This is a genomic window from Streptomyces sp. NPDC001941 (genome assembly GCF_040296945.1).
Lineage (GTDB): Bacteria > Actinomycetota > Actinomycetes > Streptomycetales > Streptomycetaceae > Streptomyces.
On the sequence record NZ_JBEOYE010000044.1, the window covers coordinates 60,559 to 77,485 of the forward strand.

General features: G+C 73.6%; 16 protein-coding genes. 10 read left to right on the plus strand and 6 right to left on the minus strand.

From position 1 onward, the window contains the following. Window positions 1–12 precede the first annotated feature (12 nt). Window positions 13–1,848: a phosphatidylglycerol lysyltransferase domain-containing protein gene (locus ABT160_RS26920; protein ID WP_351650383.1), complete on the minus strand. Its 1,836-nt coding sequence runs from the start codon at window positions 1,846–1,848 to the stop codon at window positions 13–15. 166 nt (window positions 1,849–2,014) lie between these two features. Between ABT160_RS26920 and ABT160_RS26925 the strand changes: the two genes are divergently transcribed. Then, window positions 2,015–3,130, plus strand: a complete 1,116-nt coding sequence (locus ABT160_RS26925) for an alpha/beta hydrolase (protein ID WP_351650384.1) — start codon at window positions 2,015–2,017, stop codon at window positions 3,128–3,130. A gap of 30 nt (window positions 3,131–3,160) precedes the next feature. Here ABT160_RS26925 and ABT160_RS26930 read toward each other — a convergent pair whose 3' ends face one another. Beyond that, entirely contained in the window at window positions 3,161–4,303 is a 1,143-nt protein-coding gene (locus tag ABT160_RS26930) for an ABC transporter ATP-binding protein (protein ID WP_351650385.1), read from the minus strand. Window positions 4,304–4,450: 147 nt separating this feature from the next. On the opposite strand from ABT160_RS26930, the gene ABT160_RS26935 reads away from it, so the two are divergent. From ABT160_RS26935 to ABT160_RS26950, 4 genes are all read left to right on the plus strand, one after another. After that, a complete protein-coding gene (locus ABT160_RS26935; RefSeq protein ID WP_351650386.1) occupies window positions 4,451–5,179 on the plus strand; it encodes an ABC transporter permease in 729 nt (242 codons plus the stop codon). A 3-nt stretch (window positions 5,180–5,182) separates the two neighbouring features. Next, a complete protein-coding gene (locus ABT160_RS26940) occupies window positions 5,183–5,866 on the plus strand; it encodes an ABC transporter permease (RefSeq protein WP_351650388.1) in 684 nt (227 codons plus the stop codon). A 75-nt stretch (window positions 5,867–5,941) separates the two neighbouring features. After that, window positions 5,942–6,919 carry an ABC transporter substrate-binding protein gene (locus tag ABT160_RS26945; RefSeq protein WP_351650389.1) on the plus strand — a complete coding sequence of 326 codons (978 nt, stop codon included), beginning with the start codon at window positions 5,942–5,944 and terminating at the stop codon, window positions 6,917–6,919. An 86-nt stretch (window positions 6,920–7,005) separates the two neighbouring features. Continuing rightward, on the plus strand, window positions 7,006–8,013 hold the full coding sequence (locus ABT160_RS26950; protein ID WP_351650390.1) for a hypothetical protein: 1,008 nt from the start codon (window positions 7,006–7,008) through the stop codon (window positions 8,011–8,013). Window positions 8,014–8,089: 76 nt separating this feature from the next. Here ABT160_RS26950 and ABT160_RS26955 read toward each other — a convergent pair whose 3' ends face one another. After that, entirely contained in the window at window positions 8,090–9,232 is a 1,143-nt protein-coding gene (locus ABT160_RS26955) for an NADH-quinone oxidoreductase subunit D (RefSeq protein ID WP_351650391.1), read from the minus strand. After that, on the minus strand, window positions 9,229–10,245 hold the full coding sequence (locus ABT160_RS26960) for an SAM-dependent methyltransferase (RefSeq protein WP_351650392.1): 1,017 nt from the start codon (window positions 10,243–10,245) through the stop codon (window positions 9,229–9,231). Before ABT160_RS26960 ends, ABT160_RS26955 begins: the two co-directional genes overlap by 4 nt. Window positions 10,246–10,340: 95 nt before the next feature. Between ABT160_RS26960 and ABT160_RS26965 the strand changes: the two genes are divergently transcribed. Beyond that, complete coding sequence (locus tag ABT160_RS26965) at window positions 10,341–11,543, plus strand: sensor histidine kinase (protein WP_351650393.1); 1,203 nt, start codon at window positions 10,341–10,343, stop codon at window positions 11,541–11,543. Between the two features lie 126 nt (window positions 11,544–11,669). Next, the gene (locus ABT160_RS26970; protein WP_351650394.1) at window positions 11,670–12,347 is read left to right on the plus strand and encodes a response regulator transcription factor; all 678 of its coding nucleotides are present in this window, start codon (window positions 11,670–11,672) and stop codon (window positions 12,345–12,347) included. A 19-nt stretch (window positions 12,348–12,366) separates the two neighbouring features. Here ABT160_RS26970 and ABT160_RS26975 read toward each other — a convergent pair whose 3' ends face one another. Continuing rightward, a complete protein-coding gene (locus ABT160_RS26975; RefSeq protein ID WP_351650403.1) occupies window positions 12,367–13,461 on the minus strand; it encodes a DUF5937 family protein in 1,095 nt (364 codons plus the stop codon). Between the two features lie 105 nt (window positions 13,462–13,566). Here ABT160_RS26975 and ABT160_RS26980 point away from each other — a divergent pair, with 105 nt between their 5' ends. After that, window positions 13,567–13,797 carry a hypothetical protein gene (locus ABT160_RS26980; RefSeq protein WP_351650395.1) on the plus strand — a complete coding sequence of 77 codons (231 nt, stop codon included), beginning with the start codon at window positions 13,567–13,569 and terminating at the stop codon, window positions 13,795–13,797. Window positions 13,798–13,887: 90 nt separating this feature from the next. Here ABT160_RS26980 and ABT160_RS26985 read toward each other — a convergent pair whose 3' ends face one another. Then, on the minus strand, window positions 13,888–15,144 hold the full coding sequence (locus ABT160_RS26985) for a threonine aldolase family protein (protein ID WP_351650396.1): 1,257 nt from the start codon (window positions 15,142–15,144) through the stop codon (window positions 13,888–13,890). Window positions 15,145–15,299: 155 nt separating this feature from the next. On the opposite strand from ABT160_RS26985, the gene ABT160_RS26990 reads away from it, so the two are divergent. After that, on the plus strand, window positions 15,300–16,202 hold the full coding sequence (locus tag ABT160_RS26990; RefSeq protein ID WP_351650397.1) for a Rossmann-like and DUF2520 domain-containing protein: 903 nt from the start codon (window positions 15,300–15,302) through the stop codon (window positions 16,200–16,202). Next, the coding region (panC, locus tag ABT160_RS26995; protein WP_351650398.1) for a pantoate--beta-alanine ligase at window positions 16,199–16,927 on the plus strand (729 nt) is incomplete at its 3' end. The genes ABT160_RS26990 and panC, both read left to right, overlap by 4 nt.

The following is a 16,927-nucleotide window of genomic DNA, read 5'->3' on the forward strand; positions in this document are numbered from 1 at the left end:
CGCGTGGCCGGTTTACGCCGCGCGGACCCCGTGCTCGCCGGTGCCGGAGCCGAGGTGGGCGCAGGGGCGGGCCTGGCGGGCGGCGCGGCGGCGGGCGAACGGGCGGGGCAGGGCGAAGTTCACGAAGCCCTCGGCCTGCATGGCGGCGAAGCCGATGCGGGGCAGTTCGCGGCTGGAGCGGTAGACGACGAAGCGGGGTTCCCAGCGGGGCCGGAACTTGGCGTTGAACTTGTACAGCGACTCGATCTGGAACCAGCGGGAGAGGAAGACCAGCAGGCCGCGCCAGAGGCGCAGGACGGGTCCCGCGCCCAGCTTCTCGCCGCGGGCGAGGGCGGAGCGGAACATCGCGAAGTTCAGCGAGACGCGGTCGATGCCGAGCTTGGGCGCGTCCTGGAGCGAGGCGACGATCAGCAGCTCGTTCATGCCGGGGTCGGCGCTGCGGTCGCGGCGCATCAGCTCCAGGGACATGCCGTCGGTGCCCCAGGGGACGAAGTGGATGATCGCCTTGAGGTCGCCGTAGGCCTCGGTGGGGTCCTCGGCCTTGTGGGCGGTGGCGATCACCGCGTCGCCGTCGCCGGGGTCGCCGATGCGGCCCAGGGCCATGGAGAAGCCGCGCTCGTTGTCGGTGCCGCGCCAGTCGGCGGCGGCGCGGCGGATGCGCTCCAGCTCGCCGTCGGAGAGGTCACGGACGCGCCGTACGCGGGTTTCGTAGCCATTGCGCTCGATGCGCTTGACCATCTGGCGCACGTTCCGCATGGCGCGCCCGGTGAGGGAGAAATCCGCGACGTCCACCACCGCCTCGTCGCCCAGCTCCAGGGCGTCCAGGCCGGTCTCGCGGGTCCAGACCTCGCCGCCGGTCTCGGAGCAGCCCATGACGGCGGGGGTCCAGGAGTGGGCCTTGGCCTCGTCCATGAAGCGCTCGATGGCGCCGGGCCAGGCCTCGACGTCGCCGATGGGGTCGCCGGAGGCGAGCATGACGCCGGAGACGACGCGGTAGGTGACGGCGGCCTTGCCGCTGGGGGAGAAGACGACGCCCTTGTCGCGGCGCAGGGCGAAGTGGCCGAGGGAGTCGCGGCCGCCGTGCTTGGCGAGCAGTTCGCGCAGCCGCAGCTCGTCGTCCTCGGTGAGCCGGGCGGCCGGGTGCTCGGGGCGGAAGGCCAGGTAGATGGTGGTGAGGGCGGTGAGCATGCCCAGGGCGCCCAGGGAGTAGCCGACGGTCCAGTCGACGCGGCCGCTGTAGCCGACGGGGCCCTCGATGCCGAAGAGGCCGAAGAGGACGTGCTCCAGGCGGTCGGCGAGGCTGGGGCTGCCGATGACCTTGTTGGGGTGGGCGCTGACGATGACCAGGCCCAGGCCGATGGAGCCGGCGCCCATGAGGACGAAGTTGGCGAGGGCCTTCCAGCGGCTGCGCGGGTCGGGCAGGGCGGCGAATTCACTCCGGTGGCGTACCAGCAGGGCGAGGAGTGCCAGGGAGAGCACGACGCCGATGACGGAGTGCCGGTAGAGGAACTGCGCGGTGGCCCCGGCGGGCAGCAGCACGACGGCGGCGCGCCAGGCGCGGCGCTTGTGGCGCTTGAGGCCGTGGGCGAGCAGCAGGAGCAGGACGCCGGCGCTCAGCGACAGGGCGGCGGAGAGCGGCCCGAAGGTGCCGGGCAGCACTTCGGCGACGGCGTGCATGCGGCTGGCGCGGAACCGCGGGAAGACGCCCGCGGCGATGTCGATCAGGCCGATGAACGTGCAGGCCGTGCCGACGAGGGCGGGCACCTTCTCGGGTCGCGGTCCGCGCAGGACACGGCGCACCCGATCCGGAACCGAACCAGACTTATCCCCATCTACCGTGACAGACATCGCTTCCCGTGGCTCCGCGAGAGATCCTGTAGTCCGGCGCTCGACGACCACCGCCACCGGCGGTTTTCGCCGTTCCCGGACAATGTGCGCCCTCTAGGACGGCACTTCCGGGGAGCGGGTTCACTCGCTCCCCGGAAAATCTCGAGGAAGAAAGTTCAAAGGACTCATGGGTCTCACCAGCAACAAAGTTCTGGCGCTTGCCATCGTCGTGGCCGTGGTGCTCTTCGTGCTCACGGTATGGCTGTGGCCGCGGCTCTCGGGCCGCACCTGGCGTGCCGTTCTGGGCCGCGTCGGCCTGCTGCTGGCGGCCCAGCTCGCCCTGTTCGCCTCGGTGGGGCTGGCGGCGAACAAGTCGTTCCTCTTCTACGGCTCCTGGGCCGACCTGTTCGGCCAGCAGCAGGACATGGGCGTGGTGGTGGACCACTCGGCCGGCGGCAAGGACGTCCAGGTCGTCTCCAAGCAGAAGATCGACGTGCCGGGCAGCCACAACCCGGCGACCGGCGGCCAGATACAGAAGGTCGTGATCGCGGGCGAGAGGTCGAAGATAGACAGCCCCGCCTACGTCTGGCTGCCGCCGGAGTACTTCCAGAAGGAGTACGCGAAGAAGACCTTCCCGGCCGCCGTGGTGCTCACCGGCTACCCGGGCACCGCGGAGAACCTGCTGAAGGGCCTGAAGTACCCGCGGACGGCGTTCCAGCAGGTCAAGGAGAAGAAGATGCAGCCGATGATCCTGGTCATGCTGCGTCCCACCGTGGCGCCGCCGCGGGACACCGAGTGCGTGGACATACCGGGCGGCCCGCAGACGGAGACCTTCTTCGCCAAGGACCTGCCCAAGGCGGTCTCGGAGACGTACCGCGTGGGCACCAAGCCGGAGAACTGGGGCTTCATCGGCAACTCCACGGGCGGCTACTGCGCCCTGAAGATCGGCCTGCACCACCCGGAGCAGTTCTCGGCGAGCGCCGGCCTCTCCGCGTACTACAAGGCCGCCGAGGACGTCACCACCGGTGACCTCTTCCAGGGCGACCACAAGCTGCGCAAGCGCTCCAACCTGCTGTGGAGCCTGGACCACCTGCCGCAGGGCACCAAGTCCTCGTACCTGGTCACCAGCTCCAGGCAGGGCGAGGGCAACCTCAAGGGCACCCTCTCCTTCATCAAGAAGGTGAAGTCCCCCGCGCGCGTGTCGTCGATCATGCTGGACAGCGGGGGCCACAACTTCAACACCTGGAACCGGGAGATCCCGCCCGCCCTGGTGTGGCTCGCGGGACGGCTGCAGGCCTCCTGAGCCCCGCGCCGGGCGGGTCGCCCGGCCTCCTCAGCTGACCGTCTCCAGGTCCACGTCCGCGCGCGCGATGGCCTGCGCGTCGGCGTCGATCGAGCGGCGCAGCGCCTCGTGCAGCCGGGCCGGGGTCAGCACGCCCAGGAAGCGGCCCGCGCCCTCCCGGTCGATGACCGCTATCCAGCCCGCGTCGTGCTGGAGCATCGTGGCGAACGCCTGCTTCAGCGAGGCGCCGACGGGCAGCCAGGCCTCCATCCGGCGGGCGTGCGCGCGGACCGTGCCGGTGCCCCGCGCGGCCTGCTCGGCGGAGACCCAGCCGTGCAGGTTGTCCTCGTCGTCGAGGACCACGGCCCAGCGCGCGCCCAGGTCGCGCGGCAGCGGGTCGTCCAGGTGCACCACGGGCGGCTGCTCCAGGTCGCCCTCCTCGATCGGGGTGACCGAGAGGCGCTTCAGGCCGCGGTCGGCGCCGACGAAGTCCGCGACGTACGGGGTGGAGGGGGCCCCGAGCACGGTGGCCGGGGCGTCGAACTGCTCGATGCGGCCCTGCCCGTACACGGCGATGCGGTCGCCGAGGCGGACGGCCTCCTCGATGTCGTGGGTGACGAACAGGACTGTCTTGCGCACCTGGGCCTGGAGCTTGAGGAACTCGTTCTGCAGGTGCTCGCGCACCACCGGGTCGACCGCGCCGAACGGCTCGTCCATCAGCAGCACCGGCGGGTCGGCGGCCAGGGCGCGGGCCACGCCGACGCGCTGGCGCTGGCCGCCGGAGAGCTGGTCGGGGTAGCGCTCGCCGTGCGTCCTGGGGTCCAGGCCGACCAGGTCGAGCAGTTCGGCGGCCCGGGCGCGGGCGGCGGAGCGCTTGACGCCCAGCAGGTGCGGGACGGTGGCGGTGTTGTCCAGGACCGTCTTGTGCGGGAAGAGCCCGACCTGCTGGATCACGTAGCCGATGCGGCGGCGCAGTTGCACCGGGTCGACCGTCGCGATGTCCTCCCCGTCGAGGAATATCCGGCCCTCGGTCGGCTCGATCAGGCGGTTGACCATCTTCATGGTGGTGGTCTTGCCGCAGCCGGACGGTCCGACGAGCGTGACCAGTTCGCCCTCCGCCACGTCGAACGAGAGGTCGTCGACGGCGGTCGTCCCGTCCGCGTAGCGCTTGCTGACGTGCTCGAATCGGATCATGGTTCCCCATTGTGGCGGGTGGCTGCGTGCGTCTTGTGAAGGCCATGTTGCCGGAATACGAAGCTCCTCGGCGGTTGTCAGTCCTGGGGGATAGGGTCGGTTCCCGGTCGGACAAGAGCATGAAACCGGACGGGGGGTGGGAGCGAAATGGGCGGACCGGACTGCCTGGTGGCCAATGACTGGATCTGCGGCGAATACCTCCGCACCCGCAGCCAGGAGTTGACCGACGCCACCGTGCAACACGTGTGGATCACCGTGGTGTCGGTGCTGATCGGGCTCGCCGTGGCGTTCCCGCTGGCGCTGCTGGCCCGGGCGCGGCCGCGGTTCGCCGGCCCGGTGCTCGGCCTGACGACCGTGCTCTACACGATCCCGTCACTGGCGATGTTCTCGCTGCTCCTGCCGCTGTTCGGGCTCTCGCCCGCCCTGGTGGTCACGGGCCTGGTGCTGTACTCGCTGACGATCCTGGTGCGCAACATCCTGGCCGGCCTGGAGGCCGTGCCCGAGGAGGCCAGGGAGGCCGCGCGCGGGATGGGGTACGGGCCGTGGCGGCTGCTGTGGGAGGTCGAGCTCCCGCTGGCGCTGCCCGCGGTGATGGCGGGCCTGCGGATCGCGACGGTTTCCACGGTGGCGCTGGCCACGGTCGGCTCGATCGTGGACTACGGCGGCCTGGGCACGCTGATCAAGGAAGCGGTGCGTACGGACTTCAAGGCCCAGGTGCTCACGGCGTCGGTCCTGTGCGTGGTGCTCGCGGTGGTGGCGGACCTGCTGCTGCTCCTGCTCCAGCGGCTGCTCACCCCGTGGACGCGGGCGGGCCGCCCGGGGCGGATACGCAGGGCGCGCACCCCGCGCGCGGCCGAGACGGCGAAGGCGGTCTGATCCATGGGCGTGTTCGGGGAGACCTGGTCCTGGCTGGCCGACGGTGCCAACTGGTCCGGCGAGTCCGGTGTGTGGCACCTGCTCGGCCAGCACCTGTACTTCAGCGTGGTCAGCCTGCTGGTCGCCTGTGTGATCGGGCTTCCGGCGGCGCTCTACCTGGGGCACATCGGCAAGGGCGGCGCGCTGGCGGTCAACCTGTCCAACGTGGGCCGGGCGGTGCCGACCTTCGCGGTGCTCGCGCTGCTGATCACCACGCCGCTGCGCAAGAACGGCGACGTGCCGACGATCCTGGCCCTGGTGCTGTTCGCGGTGCCGCCGCTGCTGACCAACGCGTACGTGGGCATGCGCGAGGTGGACCGCTCGGTGGTGGAGGCCGCCCGCGGGATGGGCATGTCGGGCCGCCAGGTCTTCTTCCGGGTCGAACTGCCGCTGGCCTACCCGCTGGTGATGAACGGGGTGCGCTCCGCGACGGTCCAGGTGATCGCGACGGCGACGCTGGCCGCGATGGTCGGTGAGGGCGGCCTGGGCCGGATCATCACCGCGGGCTTCAACACCCAGAGCACCCCGCAGGTGGTCGCGGGCGCGCTGATCGTGGGCCTGCTCGCGCTGCTGGTGGAGGGCGCGCTGGTGCTGGCGTCCCGGCTGTGCGACCCGATGAGGCGGCGCGGCGCGGCCGCCGCGGAGTGAGCGGCCGGTCCGCCGCCTGAATTCCTTTTGTCCTCCCTGGTTTTCCCTGTTGTTCCAATCCGGATGGAGATCGTGATGAGCAGGACCTCGCGCCTGGCGGGTGCGGTACTCGGCGTCGTGGCGCTGACCGGCGGTCTCGCCGCGTGCGGTGGCGACAGCCTGGAGAAGAAGGGCGACGGCGACGCGTCGTCGGCGAAGGGCGGCGCCAAGGGGCAGCTCGTCATCGGCTCGGGCGGCTTCACCGAGGCCAACGTGCTCGCCGAGCTGTACTCCCAGGTCCTCAAGGACGCCGGGTACGGCACGTCGATCAAGACGGTGGAGAACCGCGAGCTGTACGAACCGTCCCTGGAGAAGGGCGAGATAGACGTCGTACCGGAATACGCGGCGACGCTCGCGGAATTCCTCAACGCCAAGGTGAACGGGCCGAAGGCGCCCGACGAGAAGCCGGTCGCCTCCAGCGACGCCGCCAAGACGGTGGCCGCGCTGGAGAAGCTCGCGGGGCCGCTCGGCCTGAAGGTCCTCCCGGCCGGCCAGGCCGTCGACCAGAACGCGTTCGCCGTTTCCAAGGAATTCGCCGCGAAGAACAACCTCAAGACGCTTTCGGACCTGGGCCGCTCCAAGCTCAAGGTGAAGATCGCGGCGGGTGACGAGTGCAAGATCCGGCCGTTCTGCGCGCCGGGCCTGAAGAAGGCGTACGGGATCGACGTCACTGGCATCGACCCCAAGGGCGTGGGCACCCCGCAGTCGAAGCAGGCGGTCAAGGACGGCGTGGACCAGCTGCTCCTGACGACCACCACGGACGCCACGATCGAGAAGTACGGCCTGGTGTTCCTGGAGGACGACAAGAAGCTGCAGAACGCGGACAACGTCCTGCCGGTGGTCAATGCCAAGGACGCGGGCGCCCCCGAGGTCGCCGCCGCCCTGGAGAAGATCACCAAGGCGCTGACCACGCAGGACCTCGCCGAACTCAACCGCAAGGTGGACGCCGAGCGCGCCAAGCCGGCGGACGTGGCGAAGGAGTACCTGGAGTCCAAGGGCCTGATCAAGAAGTAGCGCCACGGTGACGGGGCGGCCCGGATGGCGAAAAGATTGCCGGGCCGACCCCCCACGTCTCACCTACGCACGGTAAATTTCTGGCCATGCCACGTGGACGCCACCGCCATTCCCCACCCCTGCACAGGCTGCTGCCGCCCGTCGCGGTCGCCGGATCCGCCGTCGTGGTTGCCGGAGGCGCCTGGCTCCTCGACGATCCGCTGCTGCTGCGCACCCTCGTCGCCGCGGCCGCTGCCGCCGCCGTCACCGGCTCCGTCCTCATGCGGGGCTGGGACCGCGGCGCGGGCCGCCGGGTCGCCGAGCTGACCCGCGCCCGGGCCAGCGACCAGTGGCGCACCGACGAGCGGGTGGCCGAGCTGGAGACGGACCTGGAGGAGTCGCGCGAGGTCCGCGGCAAGCTGGAGGGCAAGCTGCGCGCCAAGCGCAAGGAGCTGGCCGGGCTGCGCGGCGAGCACGCGGCGCTGCTGCGCCGGTACGCCAACGCCGAGACCGAGCGCGCCAGCGCCCTGGAGGGCCGCCGCAAGCTCGCCCTGGAGGCCGCCGCGCCCAAGGCGCTGCCCGCCGCGAGCAGCACGCCCACCCCGGCGGCGTACCTGCGCGCGAACCAGGCGCTGGACGCCCTGGCCCGTGGCGCGGCCCCCGCCCGGGGCGCCGCCGCGCTGCCGGCCGCCCGGGAGGAAGAGCCGCAGGGGAAGCCCGGGGCGGTCGCCGGCACCGAGCAGCACGCCAGGCCGGTGTCCGCCGCCCCCGCCGCGATCGCCCCCTACCCCGCCCGCCGCCCCGCGGCGCGCCCCGAGGGGCACTTCGACTACTTCGGCAGCAAGGCCGGTGCCGCTCCGGCGCCGCGCCGCGAGCCCGCCGCCATCGAGCCGCCCGCGAGGCCCGCGGTCCCCGAGACCGGGTCCGCCGACGCCACAGACGCCGACGCCGTCGCGTCCGTCGAGGACGAGGACCTGGCCGACGTGGTGGGCGAGGAGGCGCTGGCCGGCCGGGCTCGCGAGGCCCGCGCGGTCGGCGAGGTCATCGACCTGACCGCGCACGACGAGACCGAGCAGATCGACGTGGCCGACCTGCGCGACGCGGTCGGCTCCTGAGCCGTACGTACGGAGGAGGGGCCCGGGGTGGTGATCACCCCGGGCCCCTCCGCCGTACCGCCCCGCCCGTCGGTCCCTACTTGTCGATGTCGCCGACCACGAAGAACAGCGACCCCAGGATCGCCACCATGTCCGCGACCAGCGTGCCGGGCAGCAGCTCGGCCAGCGCCTGGATGTTGTTGTACGACGCCGAGCGCAGCTTGAGCCGGTACGGCGTCTTCTCGCCCTTGGAGACCAGGTAGTAGCCGTTGATCCCGAGCGGGTTCTCGGTCCAGGCGTAGGTGTGGCCCTCGGGCGCCTTGAGCACCTTCGGCAGCCGCTGGTTGATCGGGCCGGGCGCCAGCGCGCCGAGCCGGTCCAGGCAGGCGTCGGCCAGGTCGAGCGCGTTGTGGGTCTGTTCGAGCAGCACCTCGAAGCGCGCCAGGCAGTCGCCCTCCTCGCGGGTCACCACCTTCAGCACGTCGCCCAGCTCCCCGTACGCCAGGTAGGGCTCGTCGCGGCGCAGGTCGAAGTCGACGCCCGAGCCGCGCGCGATCGGCCCGCTCACGCCGTACGCGTGCACCGCCTCGCGCGACAGGACGCCGACGCCGCGCGTGCGCGCCCGGAAGATCTCGTTGCCGAGCACCAGCCGGTCGTACACGTCCATCCGCGAGCGCACCGAGGCGACCGCCTCGCGGGCGCGGCCCGTCCAGCCCGCGGGCAGGTCCTCCTTGAGGCCGCCGACCCGGTTGAACATGTAGTGCATCCGGCCGCCGGAGACCTCCTCCATCACGTTCTGCAGCTCCTCGCGCTCGCGGAACGCGTGGAAGACCGGTGTGATGCCGCCCAGTTCGAGCGGGTAGGAGCCGAGGAACATCAGGTGGTTGAGGACCCGGTTGAGCTCCGCGAGCAGCGTGCGCGTCCACACCGCGCGCTCGGGCACCTCCATGCCGAGCATCCGCTCGACGGCCATCACCACGCCCAGCTCGTTGGAGAACGCCGACAGCCAGTCGTGCCGGTTGGCCAGCATGATGATCTGCCGGTAGTCGCGCGCCTCGAACAGCTTCTCCGCACCCCGGTGCATGTAGCCCACGACCGGGTCCGCGGTCACGATCCGCTCGCCGTCCAGGACCAGCCGGAGGCGCAGCACGCCGTGCGTCGAGGGGTGCTGGGGGCCGATGTTGAGCACCATGTCGGTGCTCTCCGCCGCCCCGCCGATGCCGACCGTCGTCTCCGTCATGCCGGACAGTATCCCCCGGCGGGGACGCGCTGGAGCAGCCAGGTGAAGTCCCCGAGGCCGCCGCGCGCGGTGAGCTCGGCGGCCTCGCCCGCCGCCGACAGGGCGCGCAGGTAACCCGCCGGGTCGGTGGAGGCCAGGGCCAGCGGCGGGCGGGCGGCGCCGACGCCGAGCCGGTGCAGGGCCTCGCGCTGGGACAGCAGCTCGGCGGGGCCGCGCCCGGCGGTGGCCGCGGCGCACGCGTCCAGGGCCACGTGGGCGGTGATGTCGCAGGAGCCGTCCGGCACCGGCCGCACCTCGCGGCCGCCGCGGAAGCCGCTCAGAGTGCCGAACGGGGGCCGCGCCGCCGCCGTGTGCGCGTAGTCCACCGCCACGGCCAGCCCCGCCCGCAGGGTCCCCACGGCCGCCGCCCACGCCGCGTCCCTGGGCCGCCCGATCTCCGCGCGCCCGCCCGGCTCCGCCAGCGGCCACCAGCGCGCCAGCCAGTCCGCGTCCGGGCCGTCGACGGGCTCCCCGGGCGACTCGGTGCCTTCGCGGTCCACGCGTACGTAGCGCACCGCGCCGTCCTCCCCGGCCTCGACGACGTCCACCGGCACGTTGTCCAGCCACTCGTTGGCGAACAGCAGCCCGCTCACCCCCGGCGGCGGCTCGGCCGTCCACTCGACGCGGGGGTCGAGCCCCGGCGGACGGGCGGCGCGCTCGACGGCGTACGCCCGTACCGGGAAGCCGTCCGGCAGTGCGGCCAGCACCCCGGTCAGCAGCTCGCCGCGCCCGGCGCCGACGTCGACCAGGGCCGGCTCGACCAGGTGGTGCTCCGCGGCGACGTCGGTGAGCAGCCGTGCCACGGCGGAGGCGAACAGGGGGGAGGCGTGCACGGAGGTACGGAAGTGACCCGCGGGGCCCTCGGGCCGAAGGTAGAAGCCCTCCGGGCCGTACAGCGCGGCCTCGGTGGCCGCCCGCCATCCCGTGCCCGCCGGTTCCCCGGCGGCCGTCCGCTGACACGTCTCATCCGTCACGGGCCCCAGTCTCCACCTTGGGGAGTACGCACTTCCGCACCGGATCGCTCCTCCGGTTGACCCGTGCAGCTATCCCGTTTCCCTACGCTGGTCACGTGCAGCGCTTCTACGACTTCATCCGCAGACACCCGACGGGCGTCGACTGCTTCTGGGCGGTCGTCCTCTTCGGGTTCACGATGCTGTCGGCGCTGGGCACGGGCACCAGCCGCACCGAGCGCGTGGCGTCCGTGGTCTGCGTGGTCCTGCTCTGCACCGCCGTGGCACTGCGCCGCAAGGCACCCGAGAAGATGCTGGTGCTGACCGCCGCCACCGGCGTCCTGCAGCTCCTGCTGACCTCGCAGATCCTGCTGGCCGACCTCGCCATGCTCGTCGTCATCTACACGGTCGCCGCGCACGACGGCCCGCGCTGGGCCTCCCGGCTCGCGCTCGGCGGGGGCCTCGCGGCGTCGCCGCTCGCGGTGCTGCGCTGGCACCTCCCGGACGGCGAGGGCACCACCGGCACCGTCTTCTTCACGGTCATGATGATCGTGCCGTTCGTCCTGGCCTGGGTGCTCGGCGACTCGGTGCGCACCCGCCGCGCCTACTTCGCGCAGCTGGAGGAGCGGGCGGCCCGCCTGGAGCGGGAGCGCGAGGCCCAGTCCAAGGTCGCGGTCGCCGCCGAGCGGGCCCGGATCGCCCGGGAGCTGCACGACGTCGTCGCGCACAACGTGTCGGTGATGGTGGTGCAGGCCGACGGCGCCGCCTACGTCCTGGACGCCTCGCCGGACCAGGCCAAGCAGGCCCTGGAGACCATCTCCACGACCGGCCGCCAGGCCCTCGCCGAGATGCGCCGGCTGCTGGGCGTGCTGCGCACCGGGGACGCGCCGGAGAGCGGCGAGTACGTGCCGCAGCCCGACGTCCAGCAGATCGAGGACCTCGTCGAGCAGGTCCGCCGGGCCGGGCTCACCGTGGACTTCCGGGTCGAGGGGACCGCGCGCCCGCTGCCCAGCGGCGTCGAGCTCACCGCGTACCGGATCGTGCAGGAGGCGCTGACCAACACCCGCAAGCACGGCGGCCCGGACGCCGGGGCGAGCGTGCGGCTGGTCTACTTCGACGACGGCCTCGGACTGCTCATCGAGGACGACGGGCGGGGCGCCGCGCACGAGATGTACGAGGACGGCGGCGCCGACGGCCGCGGCCACGGCCTGATCGGCATGCGCGAGCGGGTCGGCATGGTCGGCGGCACCCTGGACGCCGGGCCGCGCCCCGGCGGCGGGTTCCGCATCAGCGCGCTGCTGCCGCTCAAGGCAGCGTCCTGAGGCGGTGGTGACCGCCGGAGGTACGCCGCGAGGACGACGTGCCGCCCGGGGCCGTACCCGCATGATGGAGATCACCGGGCCCGCCAGGGTCCGCACCGCCAGGACAACGAGGGCTGAGGGACCGCCATGACCATCCGCGTGATGCTCGTCGACGACCAGGTGCTGCTGCGCACCGGATTCCGGATGGTGCTGGCGGCCCAGCCCGACATGGAGGTCGTCGCCGAGGCGGGCGACGGGGCGGAGGCCATCGACATCCTGCGGGCCACCGCCGTGGACGTGGTCCTGATGGACGTCCGCATGCCGCGCCTGGACGGTGTGGAGGCGACCCGGCGCATCTGCGCCCAGCAGGACCCGCCCAAGGTGCTCATCCTGACCACGTTCGACCTCGACGAGTACGCCTTCTCCGGGCTGAAGGCCGGGGCCAGCGGCTTCATGCTCAAGGACGTGCCGCCCGGCGAGCTGCTCGCCGCGATCCGCTCGGTGCACAGCGGCGACGCGGTGGTGGCGCCCTCCACCACCCGCCGGCTGCTCGACCGGTTCTCGCCGATGCTGCCGTCCAGCGGCAAGGACGCCGCGTCCGGTGGCGCGGTGGACAAGCTGACCGAGCGCGAGCGCGAGGTGATGCTGCTGGTGGCGCAGGGCCTGTCGAACGGCGAGATCGCCGGGCGCCTGGTGCTGTCCGAGGCCACCGTGAAGACCCACGTGGGCCGCATCCTCACCAAGCTGGACCTGCGCGACCGGGTCCAGGTGGTGGTGCTCGCCTACGAGACGGGGCTGGTCCGCGCGGGCGGCGGCCAGCACTGACCCCGGCCCGCGGGGGCCGTCAGCGCAGCACCGTCTCCAGGAAGTCGCTGCCGATGCGGGCCACCGCGGCGACGTCCAGCTGGTGCAGCACGTAACGTCCGCGCCGGCGGGTCGAGACGAGTCCGGCCTTCTTCAGCAGGGCCAGCTGGCGGGATATCTCCGGCGCCGTCACGCCGAACGCGTCCGCCAGCTCGGTCGTCGTGTACGGGGCACGGGCCAGGTAGCGGCACAGCCGCATCCGCACCGGGTGGGCCAGCGCCTCCATGCGCAGCTTCAGCACCTCCACGCTGGCCGGGACGGGCACGTTGGCCCCCGCCACCGGGTAGTGGATGACCGGCCGCCAGCCCGGCGCGTGCAGCACCATCAGGTGCGGCCAGCCGAAGCTGGAGGGCACCAGGCTCAGTCCGCCGCCCACCGCGGGGTCGGTGGCGGAGGTGTGCCCCTCGCCCAGCTTGTCGACCGTGATCCGGTGGGCGTCCTCGTCCAGGGCGAGCGCGGCGGAGACGGCGCGCAGCGCCTCCCCCAGGCCCTTGCGGCGCAGCAGGTCGGTCTTCACGCGCGCGTCGGCCGCCAGCTGCGGGCTGACCCGCCGCCAGGTGTCGGCGAAGAACGCCTGGTCGCAGTCCTCGAACAGGCGCCGCAGCCAGGCCCGTACGGACCCGGGGTCGTCCAGGATGCGGCGGGCGAAGTCCAGTTGCTTCGGGCCCCGGTAGGTGGCCAGCTCCAGCACCCGGTCGGGGTTGATCGGGGCGCCGCTGGAGTAGGACGTGGAGCAGGTGAACTCCAGGGTGCAGCGCACGAACCGGTCGTCGTCGAGGCGGTCGAGCACGTCGAGCTCCTGCGCCAGGTCCGCCCCCGGGCCGCCGTCCCCGCCGCGCAGGCCCGCGAACGGCATCATCACGTCGGAGAACGTCGTCGTCCACAGGAAGTCGGCCTCGTGCAGCCGGTCGGCCAGGTCCGGCTTGAGCCCGGCGGAGGTGGCCGTCGCCCAGCCGTGCAGCCCGGGGTGGTGGCCCGGACTGGCGAGCGCGTGCAGGGCCATGCCCAGCTCGGCCAGCGGCGAGAGCTGGAAGGCGATCCGCTCCGGGGGCAGGCCCGCGATGTCGATGGTCACGCTCATGGGTCCATCGTGCACCCGGCCACCGACAGCGCCCCCGTCGATTGACGGGGTGCGTCAACCGACGGGACGCGGCGGGACGGCCGTGCGCAGCCTGGAGCCATGGACGCCATCCAGCAGCACCTCTTCGACACCTACCGCGCGGCCCGTCTCGGGACGCCCCAGCCGCCCGCGCCGGGCCGCCACGACGTGGCCGTCTACCGGTCGCTGAACGACTACCGCCGCTTCCGGGCGATCGTCGCGCCCCGCCGGCCGGCACCCCTGCTGGCACGGCTGCGGGACGCGCTCGCGGGCCACGGCAGAGGGCCGCTGGTGCGCACCCGGCGCCCCTGAGCCCCGGGGCCGTACGGCCCCGGACAGGCAGTCGTACGTACGTGACCGGGGCGGCAGCCGTACGTATGGGACCGGAGCGGGGGCGCCCGGCTAGCCCGCCGCCACGTCCCGCACCTGCTCCAGGAAGCCGCCCACCGCCTCGCGCACCTGCCGCGCGTCCCACTCCAGCCCGGCCGCGCCCACCGTCACCTCGGTGAAGGCCACGCCGCCCGGGCCCTGCGCCCCCGCCGCCGCCCAGCGGGTGAACAGCACGGTGCCGTCCTTCTCCGCCTGGCGCAGGGCCGCCTCCGTCAGGACGTCCGGTTCGTACGGGAGCCACACCTGGAACTGGTGGGTGTGCGGGACCTCGGGGTGCACCCGGAACCACGGCACCCCCTCCGCGCCGAACCCCTCCCGCAGCGCCCGTGCGACCACGCGCGCGTGGGCCGCGTACGACGGCAGCCTGGGCAGCTCGCGCTCCAGGCCCGCCAGCGCGGACACGGCCGCCGGGTACTGCTGGAACACCTGGCCCCCGTACCGGTGGCGCCACGCGCGCGCCTCCTCCACCAGCTCCGCCGGGCCGGCGAGGGCGGCGCCCGAGAGGCCGCCGAGCGACTTGTAGAAGGACACGTAGACGCTGTCGGCGAGCTGCGCGACCTCGGCCAGGTCGCGTCCGAAGTGCGCCGCGCAGTCCCACAGCCGGGCGCCGTCGAAGTGCACCACCGCGTCGCGCTCGCGGGCCGCCCCGACGACCTCCTGGAGCTCCTCCCAGGTCGGCAGGGTGAAGCCGGCGTCGCGCAGCGGCAGTTCCAGCATCAGGGTCCCGAAGGGCTCCTGGAAGTCCCGTACGTCCTGGGCCGTGAGCTGTCCGGGCCCGTCGCAGGGGTGCACGGTGCGCAGGCCGCTCACGGCGGACAGCGCGCCGCGCTCGTGCCGCTCGGGGTGGGCCAGCGGGTGCAGCGCCACCACCGGGCTGCCGGTGCGCCCCGCCCAGCAGCGCAGCGCGACCTGCTGGGCCATCGTGCCCGTCGGGAAGAAGGCGGCGTCGGGGAAGCCGAGCAGCTCGGCGACCCGGCGCTCCAGGACGGCCACGACGCCGTCGCCGTAGCGGTCGCCGCGCTCGCCGGCCAGGCCGAGCCCGCGCGCGTCGTCCGCGAGCCCGGACAGCAGCCCGCCCAGGTCCCGGTCGAAGGGCGGGCGCCAGAGGAACCGCCGCGCGCCCCGGAAGGCCTCGGTGCGCCGGGCGTCCTCGTCCTGGCGTTCGGGCCCGCCGGACGTCCGTCCGGATCCGGTGGCGCCGGGGTCCCCGGCCGCCTCCCGCCCAGGTCCGTGCCGCTCGTCCGCCGTCTCCGTCTGAGGTTGCTCCATGCACGGATCATCCGTCACGGCGGGGCCCGTCCGCACCGGGGATCCCGCCCGGCCCACAGCCTGTGGACAGCCGGGGAACCCCACGAAACGCTGGCGTAGCATGACGAGAAATCGTCCGGTACCCCCTGCGGACTGGAACGGAAGGCCGTCTCCCCGTGAACGCACCACCAGAAGCCCGTCCCGCCCGGCTCAGCGTCGGCGTGGTCGGCGCGGGCCGCGTCGGACCGGCGCTGGCCGCCTCGCTCCAGCTCGCCGGGCACCGCCCGGTCGCCGTCTCCGGAGTCTCCGACGCCTCCCGGCGGCGCGCCGCCGCGCTCCTCCCCGACGTGCCCGTCGTCCCCCCGGCCCAGGTGCTCCAGCGGGCCGACCTGGTGCTGCTCACCGTCCCCGACGACGCCCTGCCCGGCCTGGTCGATGGCCTGGCCGAGACCGGCGCGGTGCGCCCCGGCCAGCTGCTCGTGCACACCTCGGGGCGGTACGGCACGGCCGTGCTCGACCCGGCCCGCCGCGCGGGCGCGCTCCCGCTGGCCCTGCACCCGGCGATGACCTTCACCGGCACCGCCGTGGACGTCCAGCGGCTCGCCGGCTGCTCCTTCGGCGTCACCGCGCCCGAGGAGCTGCGGCTGGCCGCCGAGGCCCTGGTCATCGAGATGGGCGGCGAGCCCGAGTGGATCGAGGAGCACGCCCGCCCGCTCTACCACGCGGCCCTGGCCCTCGGCGCGAACCACCTGGTCACGCTGGTGGCCCAGTCGATGGAGCTGCTCCGCGCGGCCGGAGTGGGCGCCCCCGACCGGATGCTCGGCCCGCTGCTCGGCGCCGCCCTGGACAACGCCCTGCGCTCCGGTGACGCGGCCCTGACCGGCCCGGTCGCGCGCGGGGACGCGGGCACGGTCGCGGCGCACGTCGCGGAGCTGCGCAAGCACGCGCCCGGCACCGTCGCCGGCTACCTGGCGATGGCCCGCACCACCGCCGACCGGGCCCTCGCGCACGGTCTGCTCAAGCCCGAGCTGGCCGAGGACCTGCTGGGCGTACTCGCCGAGGGGGAGGACCACCGATGAGCCCCGCACCGGTCCGCACGGCCGCCGCCCTGCACGCCCTGCCCCGCGGGGGCACGCGCGCGGTGGTGATGACCATGGGCGCCCTGCACGAGGGCCACGCCACCCTGATCCGCGCCGCCCGCGCCCAGGCGGGCCCCGACGGCCAGGTCGTCGTCACCGTCTTCGTCAACCCGCTCCAGTTCGGCGCGGGCGAGGACCTCGACCGCTACCCGCGCACCCTGGACGCCGACCTGGAGCTGGCCCGCGCGGCCGGCGCCGACGCCGTCTTCGCCCCGGCCGTCGACGAGGTCTACCCCGGCGGCGAGCCCCAGGTCCGGATCAGCGGCGGCCCGATGGGGGAGCGCCTGGAGGGCGCCTCCCGCCCCGGCCACTTCGACGGCATGCTCACCGTCGTCGCCAAGCTGCTCCACCTGACCCGCCCCGACCTGGCGTTCTTCGGACAGAAGGACGCCCAGCAGCTCGCCATGATCACGCGCATGGTCCGCGACCTGAACTTCCCGGTCGAGGTCGTCGGCGTGCCCACCGTGCGCGAGGCCGACGGTCTCGCCCTGTCCAGCCGCAACCGCTACCTGTCGGACGCCGAGCGCCGCACCGCGCTCGCGCTCTCCGCCGCCCTGTTCGCGGCCCGCGACCGGCTCGCCGCACAGGCGGCGCTGCGCGACCGGGCCGCGTCCGCCCCCGGCTCCACCGCCCGCGCGGACGCGCTCGCCGCCCTCGGCGAGGCC